The 21,978-nt window shown below is 46.1% G+C and carries 17 protein-coding genes and 1 riboswitch; of the genes, 3 read left to right on the top strand and 14 right to left on the bottom strand.

The genetic code is table 11. From position 1 onward, the window contains the following. Nucleotides 1-68: 68 nt before the first annotated feature. The 13 genes from PAENI_RS11640 to fni form a co-directional block, all read right to left on the bottom strand. Nucleotides 69-653, bottom strand: coding sequence for a TIGR01440 family protein (locus PAENI_RS11640; RefSeq protein ID WP_149645348.1), 585 nt, complete (start codon nucleotides 651-653; stop codon nucleotides 69-71). A gap of 74 nt (nucleotides 654-727) precedes the next feature. After that, a riboswitch (ZMP/ZTP riboswitch) is annotated at nucleotides 728-810 on the bottom strand. A 48-nt stretch (nucleotides 811-858) separates the two neighbouring features. Further along, nucleotides 859-1,446: a low molecular weight protein arginine phosphatase gene (locus tag PAENI_RS11645; RefSeq protein ID WP_042192486.1), complete on the bottom strand. Its 588-nt coding sequence runs from the start codon at nucleotides 1,444-1,446 to the stop codon at nucleotides 859-861. A gap of 47 nt (nucleotides 1,447-1,493) precedes the next feature. Next, on the bottom strand, nucleotides 1,494-2,066 hold the full coding sequence (locus tag PAENI_RS11650; protein ID WP_042192488.1) for a manganese efflux pump MntP: 573 nt from the start codon (nucleotides 2,064-2,066) through the stop codon (nucleotides 1,494-1,496). A 127-nt stretch (nucleotides 2,067-2,193) separates the two neighbouring features. Continuing rightward, a complete protein-coding gene (locus PAENI_RS11655) occupies nucleotides 2,194-3,435 on the bottom strand; it encodes an L-threonylcarbamoyladenylate synthase (RefSeq protein WP_149645561.1) in 1,242 nt (413 codons plus the stop codon). A gap of 207 nt (nucleotides 3,436-3,642) precedes the next feature. After that, the gene (gene spoIIR / locus PAENI_RS11660; RefSeq protein WP_081382658.1) at nucleotides 3,643-4,398 is read right to left on the bottom strand and encodes a stage II sporulation protein R; all 756 of its coding nucleotides are present in this window, start codon (nucleotides 4,396-4,398) and stop codon (nucleotides 3,643-3,645) included. Between the two features lie 83 nt (nucleotides 4,399-4,481). Continuing rightward, the gene (locus tag PAENI_RS11665; RefSeq protein WP_149645349.1) at nucleotides 4,482-5,666 is read right to left on the bottom strand and encodes an FtsW/RodA/SpoVE family cell cycle protein; all 1,185 of its coding nucleotides are present in this window, start codon (nucleotides 5,664-5,666) and stop codon (nucleotides 4,482-4,484) included. A 199-nt stretch (nucleotides 5,667-5,865) separates the two neighbouring features. Next, entirely contained in the window at nucleotides 5,866-7,050 is a 1,185-nt protein-coding gene (locus tag PAENI_RS11670; RefSeq protein ID WP_149645350.1) for an FtsW/RodA/SpoVE family cell cycle protein, read from the bottom strand. A gap of 140 nt (nucleotides 7,051-7,190) precedes the next feature. Then, entirely contained in the window at nucleotides 7,191-8,189 is a 999-nt protein-coding gene (prmC, locus tag PAENI_RS11675; RefSeq protein ID WP_149645351.1) for a peptide chain release factor N(5)-glutamine methyltransferase, read from the bottom strand. Then, on the bottom strand, nucleotides 8,182-9,255 hold the full coding sequence (prfA, locus tag PAENI_RS11680) for a peptide chain release factor 1 (protein WP_042192496.1): 1,074 nt from the start codon (nucleotides 9,253-9,255) through the stop codon (nucleotides 8,182-8,184). Before prfA ends, prmC begins: the two co-directional genes overlap by 8 nt. 234 nt (nucleotides 9,256-9,489) lie before the next feature. After that, a complete protein-coding gene (ychF, locus tag PAENI_RS11685) occupies nucleotides 9,490-10,590 on the bottom strand; it encodes a redox-regulated ATPase YchF (RefSeq protein WP_060625988.1) in 1,101 nt (366 codons plus the stop codon). 143 nt (nucleotides 10,591-10,733) lie between these two features. Next, on the bottom strand, nucleotides 10,734-12,086 hold the full coding sequence (locus PAENI_RS11690; RefSeq protein ID WP_188114536.1) for a S41 family peptidase: 1,353 nt from the start codon (nucleotides 12,084-12,086) through the stop codon (nucleotides 10,734-10,736). A 168-nt stretch (nucleotides 12,087-12,254) separates the two neighbouring features. After that, complete coding sequence (locus tag PAENI_RS11695; protein ID WP_234530757.1) at nucleotides 12,255-12,728, bottom strand: GNAT family N-acetyltransferase; 474 nt, start codon at nucleotides 12,726-12,728, stop codon at nucleotides 12,255-12,257. A gap of 39 nt (nucleotides 12,729-12,767) precedes the next feature. Then, entirely contained in the window at nucleotides 12,768-13,907 is a 1,140-nt protein-coding gene (gene fni, locus PAENI_RS11700) for a type 2 isopentenyl-diphosphate Delta-isomerase (RefSeq protein ID WP_149645353.1), read from the bottom strand. A gap of 187 nt (nucleotides 13,908-14,094) precedes the next feature. Here fni and PAENI_RS11705 point away from each other — a divergent pair, with 187 nt between their 5' ends. Continuing rightward, nucleotides 14,095-15,624 carry a phospholipase D family protein gene (locus tag PAENI_RS11705; protein ID WP_149645354.1) on the top strand — a complete coding sequence of 510 codons (1,530 nt, stop codon included), beginning with the start codon at nucleotides 14,095-14,097 and terminating at the stop codon, nucleotides 15,622-15,624. A gap of 57 nt (nucleotides 15,625-15,681) precedes the next feature. On the opposite strand, the gene cls is transcribed toward PAENI_RS11705, so the two are convergent. Then, the gene (gene cls, locus PAENI_RS11710) at nucleotides 15,682-17,190 is read right to left on the bottom strand and encodes a cardiolipin synthase (protein WP_076285643.1); all 1,509 of its coding nucleotides are present in this window, start codon (nucleotides 17,188-17,190) and stop codon (nucleotides 15,682-15,684) included. 226 nt (nucleotides 17,191-17,416) lie between these two features. On the opposite strand from cls, the gene PAENI_RS11715 reads away from it, so the two are divergent. Together PAENI_RS11715 and PAENI_RS11720 are read left to right on the top strand one after the other, a co-directional pair. Further along, entirely contained in the window at nucleotides 17,417-18,334 is a 918-nt protein-coding gene (locus PAENI_RS11715) for a TetR/AcrR family transcriptional regulator (RefSeq protein ID WP_149645355.1), read from the top strand. A 114-nt stretch (nucleotides 18,335-18,448) separates the two neighbouring features. Next, on the top strand, nucleotides 18,449-21,610 hold the full coding sequence (locus PAENI_RS11720; protein ID WP_149645356.1) for an efflux RND transporter permease subunit: 3,162 nt from the start codon (nucleotides 18,449-18,451) through the stop codon (nucleotides 21,608-21,610). The last annotated feature ends 368 nt before the right edge of the window (nucleotides 21,611-21,978 follow it).

The raw sequence follows: 21,978 nt of genomic DNA on the forward strand, positions 1-21,978 counted from the left end.
AGAAACGATTTGCCCGCCACGAAAAAGCTTTAGGTCTACGTTTCTGCAAAAACATAAATCTAAGTTCATCAATCACAAACCTGTGAACCACTCTGTTCAAGAGTGCGGTAAACCGCACGTTCGCCGCCAATAAGCGGAGGTCTGGCCCATGCTGCGTTCACTCTAGCTGCTCCAATGTACCGTAAGGTCGGTCGAAAAGGAACTGCCACGCGGCGCAAATGCATACCTATAAGAGTCTCACCAATGTCTAAGCCAGCATGCGCTTCTATCGTTTCCGCCAGAACAGGATCTTTCATAGAGCGATAGGCAGCCGCAGCCATCGAACCGCCAGCACCAGGTATAGGTACAGCTGAAACTTCATTTAGACCAAGCGACTCTAGCAAAGAGCGTTCCATTACAAGCGCACGATTCAGATGCTCGCAGCACTGATAAACGAGATGAAATCCTTTTTCCGCTGCGACCAAACGAGCCCCTTCAAGCAGTTGCTGTGCGACTTCAAGCGCACCACCGGTTCCAATACGGACACCAGCGACCTCACTTGTGCTAACTCCTAGGACAACAATTTTACCAGATCCAAGGTTACCAGCTTCCGCCAACTCCCTTAACACAGTGACAGTAGCTTCAGTTAAAGATAACTCCACAACTTTGTCCATCACCCTACCTCCTCAAGCTTCAAACAAGCTTCATTTAAACAAAAAAGAGCAGTCCGCAGGTAGCTGCGGATTTGCTCTTTTGCCCAGGCGACCGGCCGTTTATTCCGATGCTCCATCGTGGTTTGATCCACATTTGTCGCCAGTTACATCGGAACCGATTAGTTGTACTTTCATCTTAAAGCAAAGCCGACTGAAAATCAACCATTTACAAATGGCGTAAGGATTCCAGTTTATCTAATAAACTAAACAACGAAGTGCGAATCTCAGCAGCAGTAAGCTCATAATCTTCACGCGTACCCCCGAATGGATCAGAAATATCAAAGCTTGGGATACGCTGGCGGATTTCAATCATTCGTTGTAGATCCGTTGCGTTGGGTTCACCACCTAGAGCTATGCTTAACTCAGCATCTGCATAAAGGCTGTCCAATTCTTTAATATCCTCAGTCACAGCTTCTTCGTTATGCACGTATTCCTTCAATGTATATGTTTTTGTTACGGCATCCGGAAAATACTGTAGCAAATGTTGCTTATGTCCACTGGTTAAGGTAAGCACAAGATCGGCCCAAGCGACGGATTGCCCCGTTAATTGCGACGACTCTAAATGATCATGAATGCCTTCTTCTTGCAAAATAGCTGCAGCATGTCTCGATATAGAAGTACCAGAAATGGCAGATACACCTGCAGACCGCACTTCCAGGTCGATTCCACGTTCCTTCGCAAGCTTTCGTAAAAGCCCCTCAGCCATAGGACTACGGCATGTATTACCGGTGCAGACGAATAAAATATGCAGCATGCTTTTGCACCCCCATGAAATTAAAATATTGTAATGCCGTTATTGTATCAAAAGATGAATAGCAAGCCAAACCCCAATAAAATAGCCCCGCCCAGTGCTTCCCCATATTCCCCGAGTCCACGACTGACATGCCGCCCAAGAAGCAGGCCGATAATTGACATCAGACCTCCACAGGCACCAAAAGCTAATATAGTCAGAAGTACACCATTCACAAACATCCCTAAGGATACCCCAACGGAAAAAGAATCCACACTTACACTGAGTGATAGAAGCAGCATTCCCCATAAGGTTCGGTGATTCATAGCTCGCGTACCTACCACTTCCGGACGAAAGGAGTTATACACCATATGTCCGCCTAACAGCACAAGTAGCCCTCCTGCGGCATAAGTTGTTACTTGACCTAGCAAATGTCCGACATAACTTCCAGTTAATAAACCTAGAAGAGGCATCAGCATATGAAAAAAAGCAATGAGCACACTCATTTGCAGAATATGCAGCAGACGAATCCCCTTCATCCCGATCCCTACTCCGAGCGAAAAGGCATCCATCCCTAATGCAATCGCCATTATAGCAATAGTAACTGTCTGCCCCCAACCGGCATATACATCTCCTATGCCCATGCTTAACCCCCCAAGTCCGAAATATCTTGTACAACAACGATATGCGGACAAGGGGGTAATCATGACTTCATAGGAGATTTCAGATTCGAAGAACCTGCACTATAGCTGGATAGAAAGGTCGCCGTGGTTATCCGGCGTCAATGACGGAACCACCGGCTGCCTTCATAAGCCGGTTCATAATAGCTACGCCGAGGCCCGTATACGGACAAGCCTCGGCCAAGATGTAAGTCGCTCCCGCTTCATCGAAGCGCCGCAGCGCGGCATATAGGGAGCGTGCCCCTTCCTCCGGCGAGGATAACGAGCCAAGGGAAAGAACGCAGGCGGCGGGATCGGCGGGATAGAGGGGCTTATGCTCCTCGAAGAGGAGTAAGCCCGTCACTTCGCCGCTCAGCTGTGCCGCCTGAAGTAGACTCGCGGCTTCATCCGCAACACGTTGCGGAGAAGATCCGCTCACCACACCCAGCCAGCCGCGCGGCGCGTAGTGCGTGTACTTCATGCCCGGCGCGCGTGGTGCCGAGCTGGCGGAAACAGCTTCTGCACCGTGGTGCTCCCTCGGCGCAGTGGCTACTGGAGCTTCCGCTGCTGCGGAAGTTCCAAATTCTTTAACAACAGCTGGCTCAGCAGCAATGGCTTCTACTCCCACTACAGCAGCTAACTGCTCCAAAGTAATCCCACCAGGGCGAAGCACGGCAACCTTTCCATCAGGCTGCATCTGCACCACAGTTGACTCCAGTCCAACTCCGGCGGCGCCGCCATCAAGTACACCGCCAATGTATCCGGCCAAGTCTTCCATCACATGTGAAGCTAAGGTCGGACTCGGACGACCGGAACGGTTAGCACTAGGTGCCGCAACGGGACAGCCCGCTGCACTGATCAGCGCCAAAGCTACCGAATGATCAGGCATACGAACACCTACCGTGTCCAGTCCTGCCGTTACACAGGATGACAAAACACCCTCACGAACAGGAAGAACAACTGTCAGCGGTCCTGGCCAATAAGCATCCATCAATACCGCAGCCGTAGGATGCACTTCTGTAACCAGCTCGTCCAAAGCACTTGGATCAGCAATATGCACGATTAGGGGATTGTCAGACGGTCGCCCTTTTGCCGCAAAAACAGCCTCAACTGCCGCAGTATTCCGTGCATCCGCTCCAAGTCCATAGACCGTTTCGGTTGGAAAAGCGACCGTTCCACCTTCACGAAGCATGGCTGCCGCCTCTACGATGGCTAACTTATTCTCCTCACTTGGCTGAAGTACACCGGAATCCGAAGCTGCATCTTCCAGCAAATCCAGTTCCCAATATACAGTCTCACTTCTATTTCCACTCCGCCGCTGAACGGCGAATAAAGGGTCGTGTGGTTCATTCATTCTCATCACAGGCTTTCTACAGGATATATATTGAACAATAGCTTTTCTTGCAATCTTAGGATAAATACTCTGGAGGTTCATTAACTCTAATCTTACCAAAAAGCGGCCCCAATGAAGGCGCCGCAGTCGATCTGCTTATGAAATAGTAACATATCTAGATTCAAAACTATAGACCATTTCCACAAAACCAAAGGGCTAACATCAGCATTACGACCATAATCCGCTAATCCAGTTCCAAAGGTTTTGCAGCAGTTCCCAAACGAAGAACCGTACCTCTGGCTCTGCGGAATCCGCTGCCGCAACATCCTTTGCCGAAGAATCTGCTTGTACAGCTGTTCCTACTGCTGGTTGCGCCTTAACTCCGCTATCTGCCCCGGCAGCCGAGACGGTCTTCGCCCCTTTATTAGCAGCAGGCGCTGCTGCATCTCCGGAACCCGCATCGATAAAGCACAACGGCGGAAACAGTACGCACCACCAATTTTGCCCTTTTCCCTCACCCAGCGTTACCCGAACAGCCTCGTATTCTCCGGCCGGATAGACTGTTCCACCGTACAATTTGGTCGGAAAAGGAACTACACCCAGCTCAACTTTATAAGAATATTGAATACCACGTTTCTCTAGCTCCGATCCAACCAGTGCATTAAGCTCTGGTAGATGAGTTCTAATTAAAGCGCGTGCCTGCTCTAAACTCTGTGGGTCCTCAAGTGCAGTTACCCACTGGTTCATTTGCTCTACGATTGTATCGCGGATTTGCCGCTTCACTAGTTGATCTTGTGTTCCGTCCGAATTCGCCAGAATACGCAGCCGGATAGAATCCTGTGGAATCGATACTTCGGCTACTGCTGCATCGGTTTTTTGACCTTCCCAGGCCATGATAACGATCATAAAAAAACAAATTAAAATGGCAGTATACTTAAAAGTTACACGTAAGGAATCTCTTTTATCCATATGATTATCGTTCATTTGTCGCAGCCCCTCTCCTCTTAACTCTCATGCTAGTAGTATGTCCAGAGATGAGAGACTGCAAACCTATGAATCTATTAAATCTATAATTTTACAGCAAGCGCCTTAGGCAACTGCAAATCCTCCTCAACATCCCGACCATAAAGATGCACACTCATTACAATCCCCATGCAGGCCATATTAATTAAAAGAGATGTGCCTCCATAACTGATGAACGGAAGTGTAATTCCCGTAAGCGGCATTAGGCCGATAAAAGCTCCAATATTCTCTAAGATTTGATATAGCAGCATTGCCGTAATTCCAATAATCAAAAACGGACCACTACGCTCCCTACTCTCTAGAGCAATCAGTATCATCCGATGAAGAAGAATAAAAAAGAGCAACAGCAGCAGCGCTGAACCCACAAACCCAAACTCCTCCGCAACCTGTACGAATATGGCATCCGAATAGGTATATGGAACACGGTTACTCTGCACAGAGCTTCCTTGCATGTACCCCTCGCCACTCATCCCTCCGGAGGCAATAGCCACTTTAGCATTTTTCGTGTGATAGCTTGCATCATCTGACGCCAAATCAGGTACGAGCCAAGGATCAAAACGATCCACTAAATGCTTCCTGCCAAGGGTCTCCTCAAAAAAATATACCGCTTCATCATGATAGTGAATATAGCTCAGAATTCCTGCAAGACCCAATCCGCCAACGATTAGTAATCCGATGAGTGCATGTGAAATTTTGATATTCCCGATCCATAGAAGACCGATTAATATTACGATGTAGCTTAGCGCATTTCCGAGATCATTCTGTACAATAACTATGCCAAAAGGGAGCAATGTAAGAAGCGCCAGCGGAACGACTCCCTTCCAGAAGGTTAGCGTGGCTCCTTGTTTACGGACCAGTATGGACGCGAGTAAAAGAATCAATATCAACTTAAAAAGCTCCGCAGGTTGAAAGCTAAGTCCACCTATCTCTAGCCCTAATTGCGCACCGTTCTTTACCTTACCAAAAAAACTAACCGACACTAGCAGACCAATACCCAAGATGTAAATATAAAGAGCATATTTAACAAATATCCTATAGTCCACGAAGGTAAGCACAAAAAACGCTACAAACCCTACAATGTAGTATTTAAGCATTTGTAGATGGAACCCATCTAGTTTCTGAACTAATCTACCATTAGTCACGCTGTATATCGAAAGAATACTAATCACCATCAGCATAACTAGAACAATAAGAATCACGCTATCGATCTTCTTGAGCTTTTTAAGCATACGCAAACCCCTTACTCTATTAAGGTTCCAACCACCCTCACCTGAGGAAAGTCTCTCCTTTCTATTGTAGAGCATTCAAGGCCACAATTCCAAATTTATGTAATACACCCGATATCAGAGATTCACTTCCCATAATAAAAAACCGCCAGCTCCCATCCTTAAAAGATGAGTTTCTGACGGTTATCTTTTGATTTAGTGATTAAACCTGTTTGGCGGCTGCATAAGGAGTAGGCTTAGGCAAATCTTCCTCTACATCTTGACCATGCAGACGCACACTCATTACCAGCCCAATGCTGGCCATGTTAATAAGCAGGGAGGTACCTCCGAAGCTGATGAATGGCAACGTGATACCTGTCAAAGGCATCAGACCAATAAACGCGCCGATATTCTCAAAAATCTGATACAGCATCATCGCGACAATGCCGACGATCAGAAATGGACCTGCTCGATCTCTGGCTTCCAGCGCAATCAGAATCATTCGGTGAATCAGGATAAAATACAGTAGCAGCACAAATGCAGAACCTACAAAGCCAAATTCCTCGGCAATCTGCACAAAGATAGAGTCTGAATACGTATAAGGCACCCGATCCGTCTGAACAGAGCTGCCGTTCATATAGCCTTCTCCACTCATCCCACCTGAGGCAATCGCAAGCTTGGCGTTTTTGGTATGATAAAGAGCTTTCGCTGTCGCTTTATCCGGAACAAGCCATGGATCGAAACGTTCAATCCAGTGCGAACGGCCAATATCGTTAAGAAACGTTTTAATTTCGTCATGATAATGGATATAACTCATAATTCCGGCAATCGCAGAGCTTGCTACAATCACCAGCGCGATTAATGCGTGAGTGTACTTAATATTTCCAATCCACAACAGACCTGCAAGAATCACAATGTAAGACAAGGCATTCCCAAGGTCATTCTGTGTAAGGACAATAAGAAACGGAAATAAGGTTAAGAGGCCGAGCGGCACAACATCCCGCCAAAACAAGAGTTTACTCTTATTCTTACGAACAAGCATCGCTGCCAGAAATAGAATCAATATTAGCTTGAATAGCTCGGCAGGCTGAAGGCTCAGTCCTCCAGGGAGGGACAACCAGCCTTGGGCATTATTCTTAGTCTCGCCCAAAAAGCTGACGAGGACCAGGATACCTATCCCAACCAAATAAATATATAGCGCGTATTTCACTAAAATTCTGTAATCTAAAAAGGTCATTCCAATAAAAGCAATAAAGCCAATTGCATAATACATCATCATACGGATATGATGTCCGTCCAGCTTTTCTCTTCCATGAGTCACACTATATATGGCGAAGATGCTGACAGTCATGAGCAATAACAGAACGACTACGATAGCACCATCAATTTTTTTAATCTTCTGAAGCACGTTCTGCCTCCCTACTCTAAATCTGGGCTTTCTTTTATGTTTCACCAAGAAGTCCGGTTAAATTCTATTGTAAAGGAAGTCGGGTTGAAAATACAATTTTACTCCCCGATCAACAGGAGTCCCCTGCACAGCATGCAGTATTATCGTGCTATACCTAGCACATGACGTGGAATTCCAGCCAGATCATTAATGGTGATGATCTCTTTCCAATGACCCGCCGCTTCAAGTAGCGCAGCCACCTGCTCGGCTTGTCCGAAGCCGAGTTCAAAACCAATCAGGCGCGGCGGTGCCGGGAGCAGCGCCAGCTGCCCCATCATGCGGCGGTACGGGTCCAGCCCGTCCGCTCCGCCATCCAGCGCAGTGCGCGGCTCATGGTCGCGCACCTCACGCTGAAGCCCGGCGATATCCTCGCCGGGAATGTACGGCGGGTTGGAGACGAGAATATCCGTCTCCATCCCCGCGAACGGCTCGAGCAGATCGCCGAGCCGAAAGTCCACAGCTGTGCCGGAGCGCATCGCATTGCGCTTCGCCACAGCTAGGGCCGCCGGCGAAATGTCGCCGGCGCAAACCCGCCACGCCGGCGCTTCCGCCGCCAGCGTGACGGAAATCGCTCCGCTGCCGGCGCCGATATCGACGGCGGTCAGCGGCCGTACGGCGCGTCCACTTTCCGCGCCGAACGCACGATCTTCCGCTGCTGCTAACGAAGCAGCGCCTTCTTCCTGCGCCGCTTCACTCGGCGCAACCGTGCCGTCCGGCCAAAGCTCCGCGCCGTACCGCAAAATCGCCTCGACGAGCAGCTCCGTCTCCGGCCGTGGAATAAGCACATCAGGCGTCACTTCAAATGGACGCCCATAGAATTCTTGCTCGCCGATGATATACTGCACCGGCTCACCCTTACTACGGCGGGCAACTCCCGCCTCCCACGCTTCCTTGATCGCAGCTGGAAAAGGATCCGCCAGCGCCATATAATACGCCGCTCCGGATAAGCCAAGCGCATGCTCAAGCAGTAATTGCGCACTGCGTTGCGGTTCATTACAACCGCTCTGGCTCAAAAAAGAAGAAGCCTCCGCAAAGGCTTCCCGGATGCTTTTCACTTCCGACATGACAAATACGCCATCGTTCAAAGCATTATTATCCATTGTCCATACTATCCATCAAATCAGCTTGTTCAGCAATTGAAAGAGCCGAAATAATTTCAGTGATTTCTCCGTTCATAACCTGCTCCAGACGGTGCAGTGTCAAGCCAATGCGATGATCTGTAACCCGGCTCTGCGGGAAGTTATACGTCCGGATACGCTCACTACGATCACCCGTACCTACTTTGCTCTTTCGTTCACCAGCATACTTTGCTTCTTCTTCCTGCCGCTTCATATCGGAGATACGGGCACGAAGCACTTGAAGCGCCTTTTCCTTATTGGAGTTCTGTGACTTACCGTCCTGACAGGTAGCAACGATGCCCGTAGGTACATGGGTTACACGTACTGCAGACTTGGTCGTATTTACAGACTGTCCGCCTGCACCACTTGAACAGAAGGTATCCACACGAATATCTTTATCATGGATTTCAATCTCAAATGCTTCAGCTTCCGGCATCACCGATACTGTAGAAGTAGAGGTATGAATGCGTCCACCGGATTCAGTCGCTGGGATACGTTGTACGCGATGCGCACCACTTTCGTATTTCAGCTTACTGTATGCACCGCGGCCGTTAATAAGGAAGATTACCTCTTTAAATCCACCAAGATCGCTCGCGTTGACATCCATTAGCTCCACGCGCCAGCCTTGTGAATCTGCAAACCGGGTGTACATCCGATAAAGGTCGGAAGCGAACAATGCCGCTTCATCTCCACCCGCTGCACCACGAATTTCGACGATTACGTTCTTATCATCATTCGGGTCTTTAGGCAGTAGCAATACACGGATTTGCTCTTCCAGCTCTACCTGACGTTTGGAAAGGTCGTCAATTTCCATCTTGACCATTTCCTTCATCTCATCATCAAGCTTTTCGCCTTGCATCTGCTTAGCAGCTTCAAGCTCTTCCATTACACTCTTATATTCAGTATACGCCTCAAATGCAGGCTGTAGGTCTGATTGTTCTTTGGAATAATCCCTCAGTTTCTTACTGTCGTTTGCAACATCCGGATCACAAAGCAGTTCACTGAGCTTCTCATAGCGGTCCGCCAGGGATTGCAATCGGTCCAACAAGGGAATTCACCTCTCCTAGTTCAATTTCAAATTCGCAAATAAAGCGATTAAAACATATGTCATAAAATTAGATATACGACTTTATATTATACCAAAGATATTGTGAAATGGCTACAGTTCTGTACGCGTAAATCCCTTAATAAATGTCTTATATTTTAAAAAAGGATCATCCCAGCAGTAGATACCCTCTACCGACTGAGATGACCCTCTTATCATTAGTATGCTTCAGTCCTCTTAAACGTTGAAACGGAAATGCATAACGTCGCCGTCCTGCACCAAATACTCTTTACCTTCTAAACGCAGTTGACCACGTTCTTTGGCACCATTCATTGAGCCTGCTGCCAAAAGATCTGCGTAAGCCACTACCTCAGCACGGATAAATCCACGTTCAAAATCTGTGTGAATTACACCAGCAGCGCCGGGTGCTTTTGTTCCCTTACGAATGGTCCACGCACGAACTTCCTGAACGCCTGCCGTGAAATACGTATACAAGCCTAGAAGCTTGTAAGCCGCTTTGATCAAACGGTTCAGACCAGATTCTTCTAGCCCAAGTTCTTCTAGGAACATCGCTTTATCTTCGCCCTCAAGCTCGGCAATTTCAGCTTCTACTTTAGCACTGATCGGAACAACTTCAGCACCTTCAGTTGCTGCAAATTCACGCACTTGCTGCACATAAGGATTATTCTCAGCACTTGCTACTTCTTCTTCACTTACATTCGCTGCATACAGCACAGGCTTCAATGTTAACAAATGAAGATCACGGATAATAACCTTCTCGTCATCGGACAATTCTATACTACGTGCAGGTTTATCTTCGTAGAGCACTTCTTTGACGCGTTCAAGCAGTTCGACTTCTTGAGCGTATTTCTTGTCGCCGCCTTTGATGTTCTTACGGGAACGCTCAATCCGCTTCTCAATGCTCTCAATGTCAGCAAGAATCAATTCCAAGTTAATGGTCTGAATGTCGCTGATCGGATTTACTTTTCCATCCACATGGGTAACGTTCTCATCTTCAAAACAACGAACGACATGAACGATAGCGTCTACTTCGCGAATATGAGCTAGGAACTTGTTGCCTAGTCCCTCACCTTTACTCGCACCGCGCACAAGACCAGCGATATCAACAAATTCAAAAGCAGTAGGTACAGTCTTGTTAGGTTGTACCAGCTCAGTCAGTTTATCAAGACGTTCGTCCGGAACTTCAACGACACCAACGTTAGGGTCAATCGTGCAAAAAGGGTAGTTTGCGGATTCTGCTCCCGCTTGCGTTATTGCATTAAACAATGTGGATTTTCCTACGTTAGGAAGACCGACGATTCCCGCTTTCAAAGCCATTTATATGACAACTCCTATTTTCAGCTAAATTGATCATCCGAATAAGTAATACGATCTAAACCATTATATATTAGAACATATTCTCCAGCAACACCGGATGTCTTACAGTTGTGTCAATCCAGCCTTATCCAAGCGCGCACATTTCAATGGGATTTGGCAAGTTCCAATACTTTTTGCACCGCCGGCTGATCCAATAGGGGCTTAGAAGTATCTGGATCAACCTCCACATCAGGGACTGTCTTCACTTCCTCGTTGCAGCTTCCATCAGAGTTAAGTCCCATCTCAAAGGAAAATCTGAATACATAACCGCTATTAGGCAATGCAACGACAAGTGGATCCATCCCTAGTCCATCCCCACCTGTTCTGCCACCAACAACCGTCGCAAACCCGGTGCCTTTTGCAAAGGCTGCAAGACCTTCCGCTGATGAATACACAGAGCTATCAACCAGCAAATAGATTTCCCCTTTAAAACCAACGGATTCTTGAGGGATTACTACATCTGTATTTTTACTATATGTCTTGAACATTTTTAATGCTTCAGATGGTAAATTAGGCAACTGTTCGTCTTTGATGTTGGTAATAGGCTGCTGCCCCCTTGTGATCTGACGTGCCTGCATAAAGGTCTCAGCATAGTTGCCTCTTGTATAAAGTAAGTATGTATTGTATTCGATAGGTTTATTAATCAGCAGAGGAGCAATATGAGCTCTCCAGTAATTGCTGTTTCCTCCGCCATTTCCGCGGATATCTAGAATTAGTGTCTTATAATCTTTAACTTCTATTAAAAAATCACGAATCTCCGAACTATCCATCTCCATGAGACTTCCGGCAAAGCTTCGCATGCCTAGATACGCTATTGGCTCTGGCTCTATAATAACCTTTTTTACATTCCCGGAAGTCTTTCCTGTCTGACTCCCTGCCTCACCACTATTCATATCGTTAACGATGCCATTAGAGCTTTGCTGCTCCGCTAAAGGTTTCTGGTTGTAACGAGCCAACACATTTGGCTGTTGAAACACGTTGATCCAAGGCTCATAACCAAAACCTGCCTGAACATAGGCGTTTAGAAACCATGGATATTCTTCCTTAGATAAAAAATTCGTATGCCCATTATTCAATCTACTAAGTACAAATGTCATTTCCCTCAAAAATTCATGATCGTTTTTCACTGCTGCAATTTTATTGCGGTACTCCTCTTTGTTCGCAAGCCAATCCTCTCCATTTAGACGCTTATTTACCTCTAGGAAAGGGTAGTTCTCCTCAATAATCTTCCACATATAATCAAAATCCTCTAATCTTTGTTCCACTGTCAATGGAGACAACGCCGCTTCTGGCTGTTCTTCCGCTACCTTTGAAGAGGCTACCGGCGCAACCGGACTTGCCTGAACTTGCCCCGACGCAGATTGCTTTTTCCCTGGCAAATCCCCACGGTTGCAACTAACCAGTAACAGTATTGCAGCTACAGATAAAGCCGCTGGTAATACAAACCTTGGTCTCACCTTAATCCCCCTTCCAATATTCCATATAGCTGAATCCATTTTCAGGAATTTATTTAATAATCATATTTTTCTATTCCTCCTAATTCAAATATATTTATCACAATTATTTACATTAGTTTTCTTAGAACAACACAAAAAAGACCTCTTTCGAGGTCTCCACGGATAGCATTATAGATCTTTAGACATCGTAATGTCGGTTACGGTATATCCCATTTTTTTATACAGCTCAAATGCACGATTGTTCTGACCGAAGACATGTAACCCGATTTTGGTGACGTTCATCTCACGGGCTTCTTCATCAAGTGCGATCATAGCCTGCTTGCCATAACCTTTGCTCTGATACGGTTCAAAAATGTAGAAATCATAAATGAAAGCCTCTCGACCACTGCGACCTTCACTTACATTAAACCAGATATATCCCACCTGGCTATCACTACTTATCTCTACTATAGAGTATAGATAAGCGCCATCTGTGTTCAATCCTTTGGGCAATGACTGTGTTATAGCTTCCTCAGACAGCTTCATCGCGATTTCAGGATCCCAAGCGCCGGCTTTAATCTTATCTTCAGCGTAGTCACGAGTAGCTTGACCTAAGAAAAATTGAAAAGCAGACTCATCCATATGAACCAATTTAATCATCATCTTTTTTCACTTCCTCACTTCTATATTTACCATATACTTTTATTTACGTATTAAACGGGAAGTCCCACGTAAAGTTGCTAAATCGGGAGCTCCGATGCCGAACATTGCTATCTTAAGCTCCAGCTCTACCTGAGCCAGTGCAGCATCTAGCGCCTCTTCAGAATCTACTGCCGGTCCTAAAAGATTGCGTCCAAAGCCTGCTAAATCAGCACCGAGGGCCAATGCCTTCGCCGCATCCACACCATGCTTCAAGCCGCCGCTGCCAATCAATGCGCCCTTCGGGGAGACAGCACGTACCTCTGCAATGCAATCTGCGGTTGGAGTACCCCAGTCTGCGAAAGCTTCAGCCGCTGCGCGCCGTATAGGGTCTCTACTCCGAAACTTCTCGACCTGACTCCATGATGTTCCACCTGCACCCGCTACATCAACAAAAGCTACCCCTGCATTATAAAGATGTGCTGCTGTATCACCGTCAATGCCCCAGCCGACTTCTTTTACACCTACAGGAACCTCAAGTGCACGGCATACTTTTGCTATCTGCGATAGTAAGGAAGCAAAGCCAGTATTCCCTTCCGGTTGGAAGACCTCTTGAAGACCATTGAGATGCAGTACAAGAAAATCGGCACCAGCAATATCCACAGCGCGGCGACACTCCTCAATCCCGAAACCATAGGACAGCTGTACGGCGCCAATATTAGCGATAACCGGTATATCAGGTGCTTTGTCCCGTACATAAAAGGTTTCGGTTAGCTCAGAGCGCTCCACCGCCGCTCGCACAGAACCAACCCCCAGCGCCCATCCACGACGCTGCGCTGCCTCTGCTAGTCGGGCATTGATGGCTCCTGTAGCTGCACTGCCGCCTGTCATCGAGCTGATCAGCAGCGGTGTACGAAGTTCACGTTCCAGGAACGTAGTCTGCAATGATATATCATCGAAATTCAGCTCTGGAAGAGCATTATGCCGAAATCGGTAATGTTCAAACCCCGTAGTCACACCAACGCCACCGACTTCTTCATTTAGACAAAGGCGTACATGCTCTATTTTGCGTTCACCTGTCCTTGATGCAGGCAATAAAGACTTCTTGTCCGAAACCTCTACAATTGGTAGGCCATTGCCATGATCCGCGCCAGACTGCCTATTCGCATCATATGGTACGGCCTCTTCTGGCGTATGATTCATGCTCCGTTCCTCCTATTCCTAAACTGTACTTATTATAACATATCCCTCCAGATGAATTTACAATATGAGGTGAGTGAAATACGAGGGTTGCTTCATTTCTACCCACTAGGTGTTAATAGGTTGGTACACGCCGGAGCATAATAATTATAAAGGAAGTGCTCTGCAATACTTTCAGGAGGAACTTCCGATGAGATCAGATCGTGAACAACCCGTTCAGCCCCAAGCGATACAAGATAGAACCCATACTTTTGCTCCAAAGAAACGCACCTCTTCACGACGCCGCAAACGAGTGATATGGGCTTGCGTCATTTTAATTCTCTGGTTAATCGGCGTCATGATATACCAGACACATAAACCTCTACCCGTAGGGATTTCCTATGAAAGTCCCATATACAAAGTGAATAATATATCCTTCTGGCATGACCTAACCTATCCAGACGGTACGGACACAGGTAAGCAAGAGAGTGAAATTCTTCCGAGAATGCTACATATCATCGAGGAGTCAAGGGAGTTCTTAGTCATCGACCTGTTCCTGTTCAATGATTATACCCATGAAGATCAGTCATTCCCTCCAGTCAGTCGAATGCTGACAGATAAATTAATCTCACAAAAGCAAACCTATCCCGAAATGGAGATTGTCTTCATCACCGATGAGGTCAATACCAATTACAACTCGGCGCCCAATCATCTTCTGGAAGAAATGAAGGCCGTGGGGATCCGAGTCATCATGACCGATGTTAATTCGCTGCGGGATTCTACACCTGCCTATTCAGCCGTCTGGCGCACCTTCATTCAATTGTTCGGACAATCCGGTAAGGGCTTTATCCCCAATCTTATGGCCAGTGGTGGACCGGATATTACCGCTCGATCTTATCTGAAGCTGCTGAATGTGAAGGCGAACCATCGCAAAGTAATTGTCAGTGAGAACACTGCACTAATTTCCTCTGGAAATGTTCACGATGCCAGCGCCTACCACTCCAATATTGCTTTGGAGGTACAAGGTCCAATTATTGCCGATATTCTCCAGACCGAGCAGGCGGCAGCCAATCTTTCAGATGCAGGTCCATTGCTACTTCATAAGCCCAATTTCACCCAAGAAAAGAACCTACCATCAGCGGAAGCTCTAGAAGTTCGCTATTTAACAGAAGGAAAGGTATACAAATATGCACTGCAAGGCATTAGGTCCGCCCGGAAGGGGGATACCGTATGGATGGGGATGTTTTATCTTGCTGATGATGCCATTCTGGATGCGTTGGTAGAGGCTACATCACGCGGGGCTAAGGTAAACCTAATTCTGGATCCAAATCAGAACGCCTTCGGGCGCGATAAAATCGGGATCCCCAACCGTCCAGTTGCCATGGATCTGAACAAACGCACGAACGGTGAAATCTCTATTCGTTGGTACAATACAACCAAAGAGCAATATCATCCAAAGCTGCTCTTTATCGCCAAACAAACCGGCAGCTCCATCGTTCTTGGCGGTTCCACCAATTTCACCACACGCAATCTAGATGACTACAATCTCGAGAATGATCTGTGGATTTCTATGAAGCGAGATCAGCCGCTGTTCAAAGATATGGAAGCCTACTTTAATCGGCTATGGAATAACGAGGGTCATACGTTCACTTTACCTTTTGAGGCCTACCAGAGCGATGTGACCTGGTTCAAGTACATCCTGTTCCGGCTGCAGACTAACCTGGGCTTTACTACTTTTTAAACAAAAACCACCGCAGAGAAGGCAGCACCCTCCGCGGTGGTTTAATCTGTAATGAAGTTATAGCAGTGGAGACATTAATCTGGCGGCAGATTCCAGTATACGTACCACCATGCGTTTATTCATAAAGGTCTCATGTACAATCTGAGTGGTGGACAATAAATCGCGTTCAAAATCAGCAACGATTCGTGTAACACTCTCTGTCTGAAGAAGCAATGCGTTTACCTCAAAGTTAAGATGGAAGCTCCGCATGTCCATGTTTGCTGTACCAATAGTCGCTATTTCACCATCCACGATTAACAGCTTAGAGTGTATAAAGCCCTTCTCGTATTCATAAATCTTCACTCCAGCCTCCAGCAATGCCGGGAAATAAGAATGCGAAGCCAGAAACGGAATCCATTTATCCGGCTTAGCAGGGAATAACAAGCGAACATCTAGACCAGATATAGCCGCTACACGTATCGCAGTCAGGATATCCTCGTCCGGAATAAAATAAGGGCTGGCAATCCAAACTGATTTTTCAGCTGAGGTGATCATGGAGAAAAATATATTTTTGAGTGCACGGCGTTCATTGTCCGGCCCACTCGCAATGATCTGTACTGCTCCGTCCCCTGTCATAAAGTGTAGCTGTGGTGTGAGATAATCCTGCTCCAGTATTTTTTCACCTGTAGTATGCATCCAATCTTGCAAGAAGATGATTTGCATCGTCCGTACCGCTTCACCTCTAACTAACATATGGGTGTCACGCCAGAATCCATAAGTTTTGCTACGGCTTAGATATTCATCGCCCACATTGAGTCCACCCATGAACCCGACATCACCGTCGATGACGACGATTTTTCGGTGATTCCGGTAATTGACCCGGCTAGAGAAAAAGGAGGTGGAATTACCGTACGAAGCCACCTGTACTCCAGCGTCAACTAACTCCTTCAAAAAGGCTCTGGAGAGTTGAAAGCTACCTACAGCATCATACATAAATCGGACAGATACTCCCGCACGCGCCTTTGCGATCAGAATCTGTTGAATACGCGTTCCAATGTGATCTGCACGGAAGATGTAATACTCCATATGTATATGGTGCTTCGCTTGTCGCAGCTCTAGCAGTAATGTCCCAAACGTCTCTTCACCATTGGTTAGGATACGCGTCTCTGAAGCAAAGGAAATAGGGGTACGTGCTAGAGTCTTGGATAATAATAGTAGTTTTTGACGCGAGGGGTCAAAGACCGACCAATCTTGATGCGTACGCAAAGCGTCATTCTCAATCCGCTCATAGGCCATAAGATCTCTTTGTGCTTTTTTATCATATTTACGACGTTTAAATACATTCTGTCCGAATAGAAAATAAAAGACCAAACCGAGCACCGGGATCAACGCAAGCAAAAGAATCCATGACATCGTAGTAGAAGGATTACGGTTCTCCATAAAAATAGCCAAGCTAATTGAAACGACTGTCAGTGTGGAGAAAATACTAATAATCGTTCCAGCAGTACTTCCAAAAATACCAAAACCAAAATAATAAAATGCTATGAAAGCCCCAATAATAATTATAGATTGAAGTCCTCTTCTCATATTGTACCTACCTTCTTATTCATAAAAGCAACACCAAAATGACACATTTATATATTACATGAAGAACCTATATCTTCCTAGACAATTACTGTGTAAAAATCTATTTACAACAAAACTGTAACCCTTCTGTTCTGAAATTTGTAATGACAGGATGGATCGAATATAATTATTTTGACCAATTAGTCAATTATAGAACTGGGTAGTCAGAAAGGAGGTTATCCCCCCAATGAGCGATAAAACTGTGGACAAGCAGGAACAGATTATTAAGATCGCCATGCAGTTATTCGCTGTGAAAGGCTCTTCTTCCACGTCCATGCAAGAGATCGCCGAATTATGCGGAATTTCGAAGGGAAGCTTGTATCTAGTATTCAAATCCAAAGAAGAACTGGAACGCAGTATTTTTCTCTATTGTTACCGAATGATTCGTGATCCCTTATTACGTGAAGAACAAGAGACCCAAAGAACACCGCGTGAGAAGCTTAGGAATCAAATAGAAATTCTACTGAGCCATGTATACGAATTACGGGAGTTCTTACAGCGTCAAATTCAGGAAGTTGCCGGAAAAGGATTTGATACTGAAGTACCGGAATGGCTACGTAGAAACAATGCTTCCTTCTTGCGCTGGTTTCAGGTGAAGATGGAGACCCTTTATGGAAAAGACATCGTTCCCTATACCGGAGATTTATGTATTGTAGGTCATGGACTAATCAAGTCATATATTGCGGTTATTTTTCGTCAGGATACCCACTTGTCCCTTGCCGTTATGGCTGATCATCTAATGAATCTGCTAGATATTATTGTAGCTGGACTTCTTACAAGTAAGCAGGCTCCTCTCATCAACTCTACTATTCTTGCAAGCTGGATGGAGGAGAATGAGGAGAGTAAGCGTAAGAATCCACTGCAGATCATTAAGGACATGAAGACTGTGGTCAGTAAATTAGATAGTATAGAACCCGAAGAGTCAGCCGATTTGCTGGAATCACTCAACATTCTAGAAGGTGAAGTTCTCTTACCACACCCACGCAAAGCAATCATACAGGGGATGTTGTCTAACCTCCAATCCTGCTCAGAGCTCACTACACCATTGGAAGAATTGAGGAAGCTGGTTACCTCTTTTTCAAATCATTCATGCTTATTTCGTTAATTGCTCTATAAAGAGTTCGTGAGAGAGAAGAACATGGATAGCGAGTATTATAAATTTTCAAAATGGCGCCCTATTTCGTAAAGAAAAGGCCCGAGAGGAGCAGAAACAACACTTATGAAAAGCTTAATTAATTTCTCGCTCAGGAACAAATTTGCCATTTGGCTTCTGACGATAATTATTGTATTTGCCGGTTTGTATAGCGGACTGACAATGAAGCAAGAAACCTTACCTAATATTAGTATACCCTATCTTAGCGTAACAACCATTTATCCGGGTGCTGCACCAGAAGGCGTCGTTAATGATGTCAGCAAACCGTTGGAGCAAAAGCTGCGCAATGTGGATGGTGTAAAGACAATCACCTCCACTTCTCTGGAGAATGCCTCCAGTATCCAAATCGAGTTTGATTATGGAACGAATCTGGATAATGCTACAGCAGCTGTTCGCGAAGCGCTGAATGAGGTCTCATTGCCAGACAATGTGCAAAAGCCTTCCATTTCCCGTTTTAGCCTTAGCTCAATGCCTGTCGTCTCCCTTAGTTTATCGAATGGGGATTCAGAAGATCTCGAGGAACTAACCCGTATTGCCGAGAACGATATTCGCCCTGCCCTTGAAGATGTTGAGGGTGTTGCTTCTATTCAAATCTCTGGACAATACGTTAAAGAAGTTTCGCTTAAGTTCAATCAAGAGAAGCTCAAGCAATACGGACTGACTGAAGATACGGTTAAAGGGATCATTCAAGGCTCTTCCCTCCGTGTTCCACTAGGACTGTTCGAGATGGACAAAGCTCAAAAGGCAGTGGTTGTGGATGGCAACATCACCACCGTTGAAGATCTTAAAAATGTGACCATTCCAGTTATGCCAACTGGTGCAGCGAGCGCTGCTGGCGCTGGGGCTCCTGGAGCTGGCGCTGCCGATGCAGGTGCTGGAAGTGCTGCTGGTGCAGGCGCTGCTGGCGGAGCTGCAAATATGGGATTGCCAACCGTGAAGCTGGGAGAGCTTGCTACAATTGAGGTTGTTGGTAATTCTGAATCGATCTCCCGTACGAATGGTAAAGAATCGATCGGTATCCAGATTGTCAAAGCCAACGATGCCAACACTGTTGATGTCGTAAATGGTGTTAAGGACAAAACTGAAGAATTAAAAGCACAATATAAAGGCATTGACCTTACAGTTCTGCTTGACCAAGGTAAGCCGATTGAGGACTCCGTAAATACAATGTTGTCCAAAGCTGTATTTGGCGCCCTTTTCGCAGTAATTATCATTTTGGTCTTCCTGCGGAATATTCGTTCGACAATCATTTCTATCATCTCTATTCCTTTATCATTGCTGATCGCAGTGTTATGTCTGCGTCAAATGGACATTACGCTTAATATGATGACCCTTGGTGCGATGACCGTTGCCATCGGACGGGTAGTCGATGACTCGATTGTAGTCATAGAGAACATATACCGGCGACTCTCGTTATCTGGCGAGAAGCTAAAAGGCCGGGAATTAATCAGTGCAGCCACTCGTGAAATGTTCGTACCAATCATGTCCTCTACGATTGTAACCATCGCGGTATTCTTACCGCTTGCTCTAGTAAGTGGTATGGTTGGAGAGCTGTTCTTGCCTTTCGCTTTAACCATGGTCTTCGCCCTGCTCGCTTCGTTGGTAGTTGCGATTACCCTGGTTCCTGCAATGGCACACTCCCTGTTCCGCAACGGATTGAAAGGTAAGAAGACGCATAGTGAGAAACCAGACAGAATGTCTGCCGGTTACCAAAAGATTCTGAACTGGTGTCTTTCCCATAAACTCGTTACGTTCGGAGTAGCGGTTCTGCTCCTGGCGGGCAGCTTGTTCCTGATCAAGCCTATCGGCGTTAGCTTTATGCCTTCCCAAGAGGATAAAACGGTTATGCTAACCTACTCACCGAAGGCTGGACAAAGAACTGAAGAAGTTCAAGAACAAGGCCTGAAAGCTGAGAAATATATTTTAGCGCAGCAGCATGTAGATAAAATGCAATATTCCATTGGTGGCGGCGGCCCGATGGGTATGGGCGGATCCAGCAACTCAGGACTCTTTTTCATCGTTTACGATAGTAATACTCCTGATTTCGAAAATGTAAAAGAGAAGTTGATCGAAGGCTTAACCGCAGAAGTCCCAGATGGTGTGTGGGGCGATATGTCCGCGATGATGAGCGGAGGTATGGGTGGAAGCACGTTAACCGTGAATGTATTCGGAGACGAACTAGATCAAATTAAGCCGGTAGCGGATGAGATCGCCAAGATCGTACAGGCTGACACCACTAATTTCAAGGATGGCGAAACAAGTCTCAAAGAAGCTTACGATCAATATACGATTGTAGCGGATCAAGAAAAGCTTAGCTCCCTTGGACTTACAGCGGGACAAATTGCGATGAAGCTTGCTCCTGCAGGTACACGTCCAGTACTCACAGAAGTAGAAATGGACGGCAAGAACTACAAAGTCTATATCGAAACTGATAAAGAAACGTATAAGAGTATTAAAGAAATGGAAGAGGCTACATTGACTTCACCACTAGGCATTTCCGTGCCAATCGGGCAAGTCGCTAAAATTGAAAACGGCTCTTCCCCTGACTCGATTACTCGGATGGACGGTAAAATGAAGGTGGATGTCACTGCCGAGATTATTTCAAGTGACGTCAACAGTGCTTCAAACCTCGTGAAGGAAAAAATAGATGCTATGGAATTACCAGATGGCGTGACGGTTAGCTTCGGTGGTGTAACCGAGCAGATCAATGACACATTTGGTCAATTAGGTATTGCTATGGCGGCTGCTATTGCCATCGTATACTTCGTGCTTGTGGTTACGTTTGGCGGTGGATTAGCTCCATTTGCTATCCTGTTCTCACTTCCTTTCACCATTATCGGGGTACTCGTAGCCCTTCTGATCGCTGGGGAAACCTTAAACGTCTCCTCCCTCATGGGTGCGCTGATGTTGATTGGTATCGTAGTCACGAATGCCATTGTCCTCATCGACCGCGTTATTCATAAGGAAAAAGAAGGAATGACCACACGTCAAGCCTTGCTTGAAGCAGGCGGCACACGTTTACGTCCAATCCTGATGACTGCACTTGCAACGATTGGTGCATTGCTGCCACTGGTTACAGGACTTGAAAACAGTGCAGGGATCATCTCCAAAGGGCTAGGCGTTACCGTTATCGGCGGCTTGATCAGCTCCACACTGCTGACACTTGTAGTAGTGCCAGTCGTGTATGAATTCCTGATGAAATTCCGCAGTAAAAAGGTAATTGACTAGAACACTTGATGCATATCAAGTAAACATGCTAAATGAAGAAGCTGTCTCCAAAGTAGTGAATACTACTTATGGGGCAGCTTCTTTTTTATGGAATGGGCAAAGTAACCCATTAGACTTTTGTAGGTGGTTGATGAGTGGTTGGACGGGCGGGCGGGGGATTGACGATAGGCGGTTGTGCGATGGGTAGTTGTGCGGTGGACAGTGGGTCTAAAACTAATTAGGGAAAAACTCCCTCTAAATTTCCGATAATCGCTCTAAATTAATAAAATCAGGGAATTTCTCCCTGTAATTTAGCTAATTTCCCTGATTTAGCGCCAAATCAGGTGAATTATAGGGAGGTTTTCCCTAATAACAAGGTTTGTGATCAA

Origin of the sequence: Paenibacillus sp. B2(2019) (assembly GCF_008370385.1) — a bacterium.
Lineage (GTDB): Bacteria > Bacillota > Bacilli > Paenibacillales > Paenibacillaceae > Paenibacillus_AQ.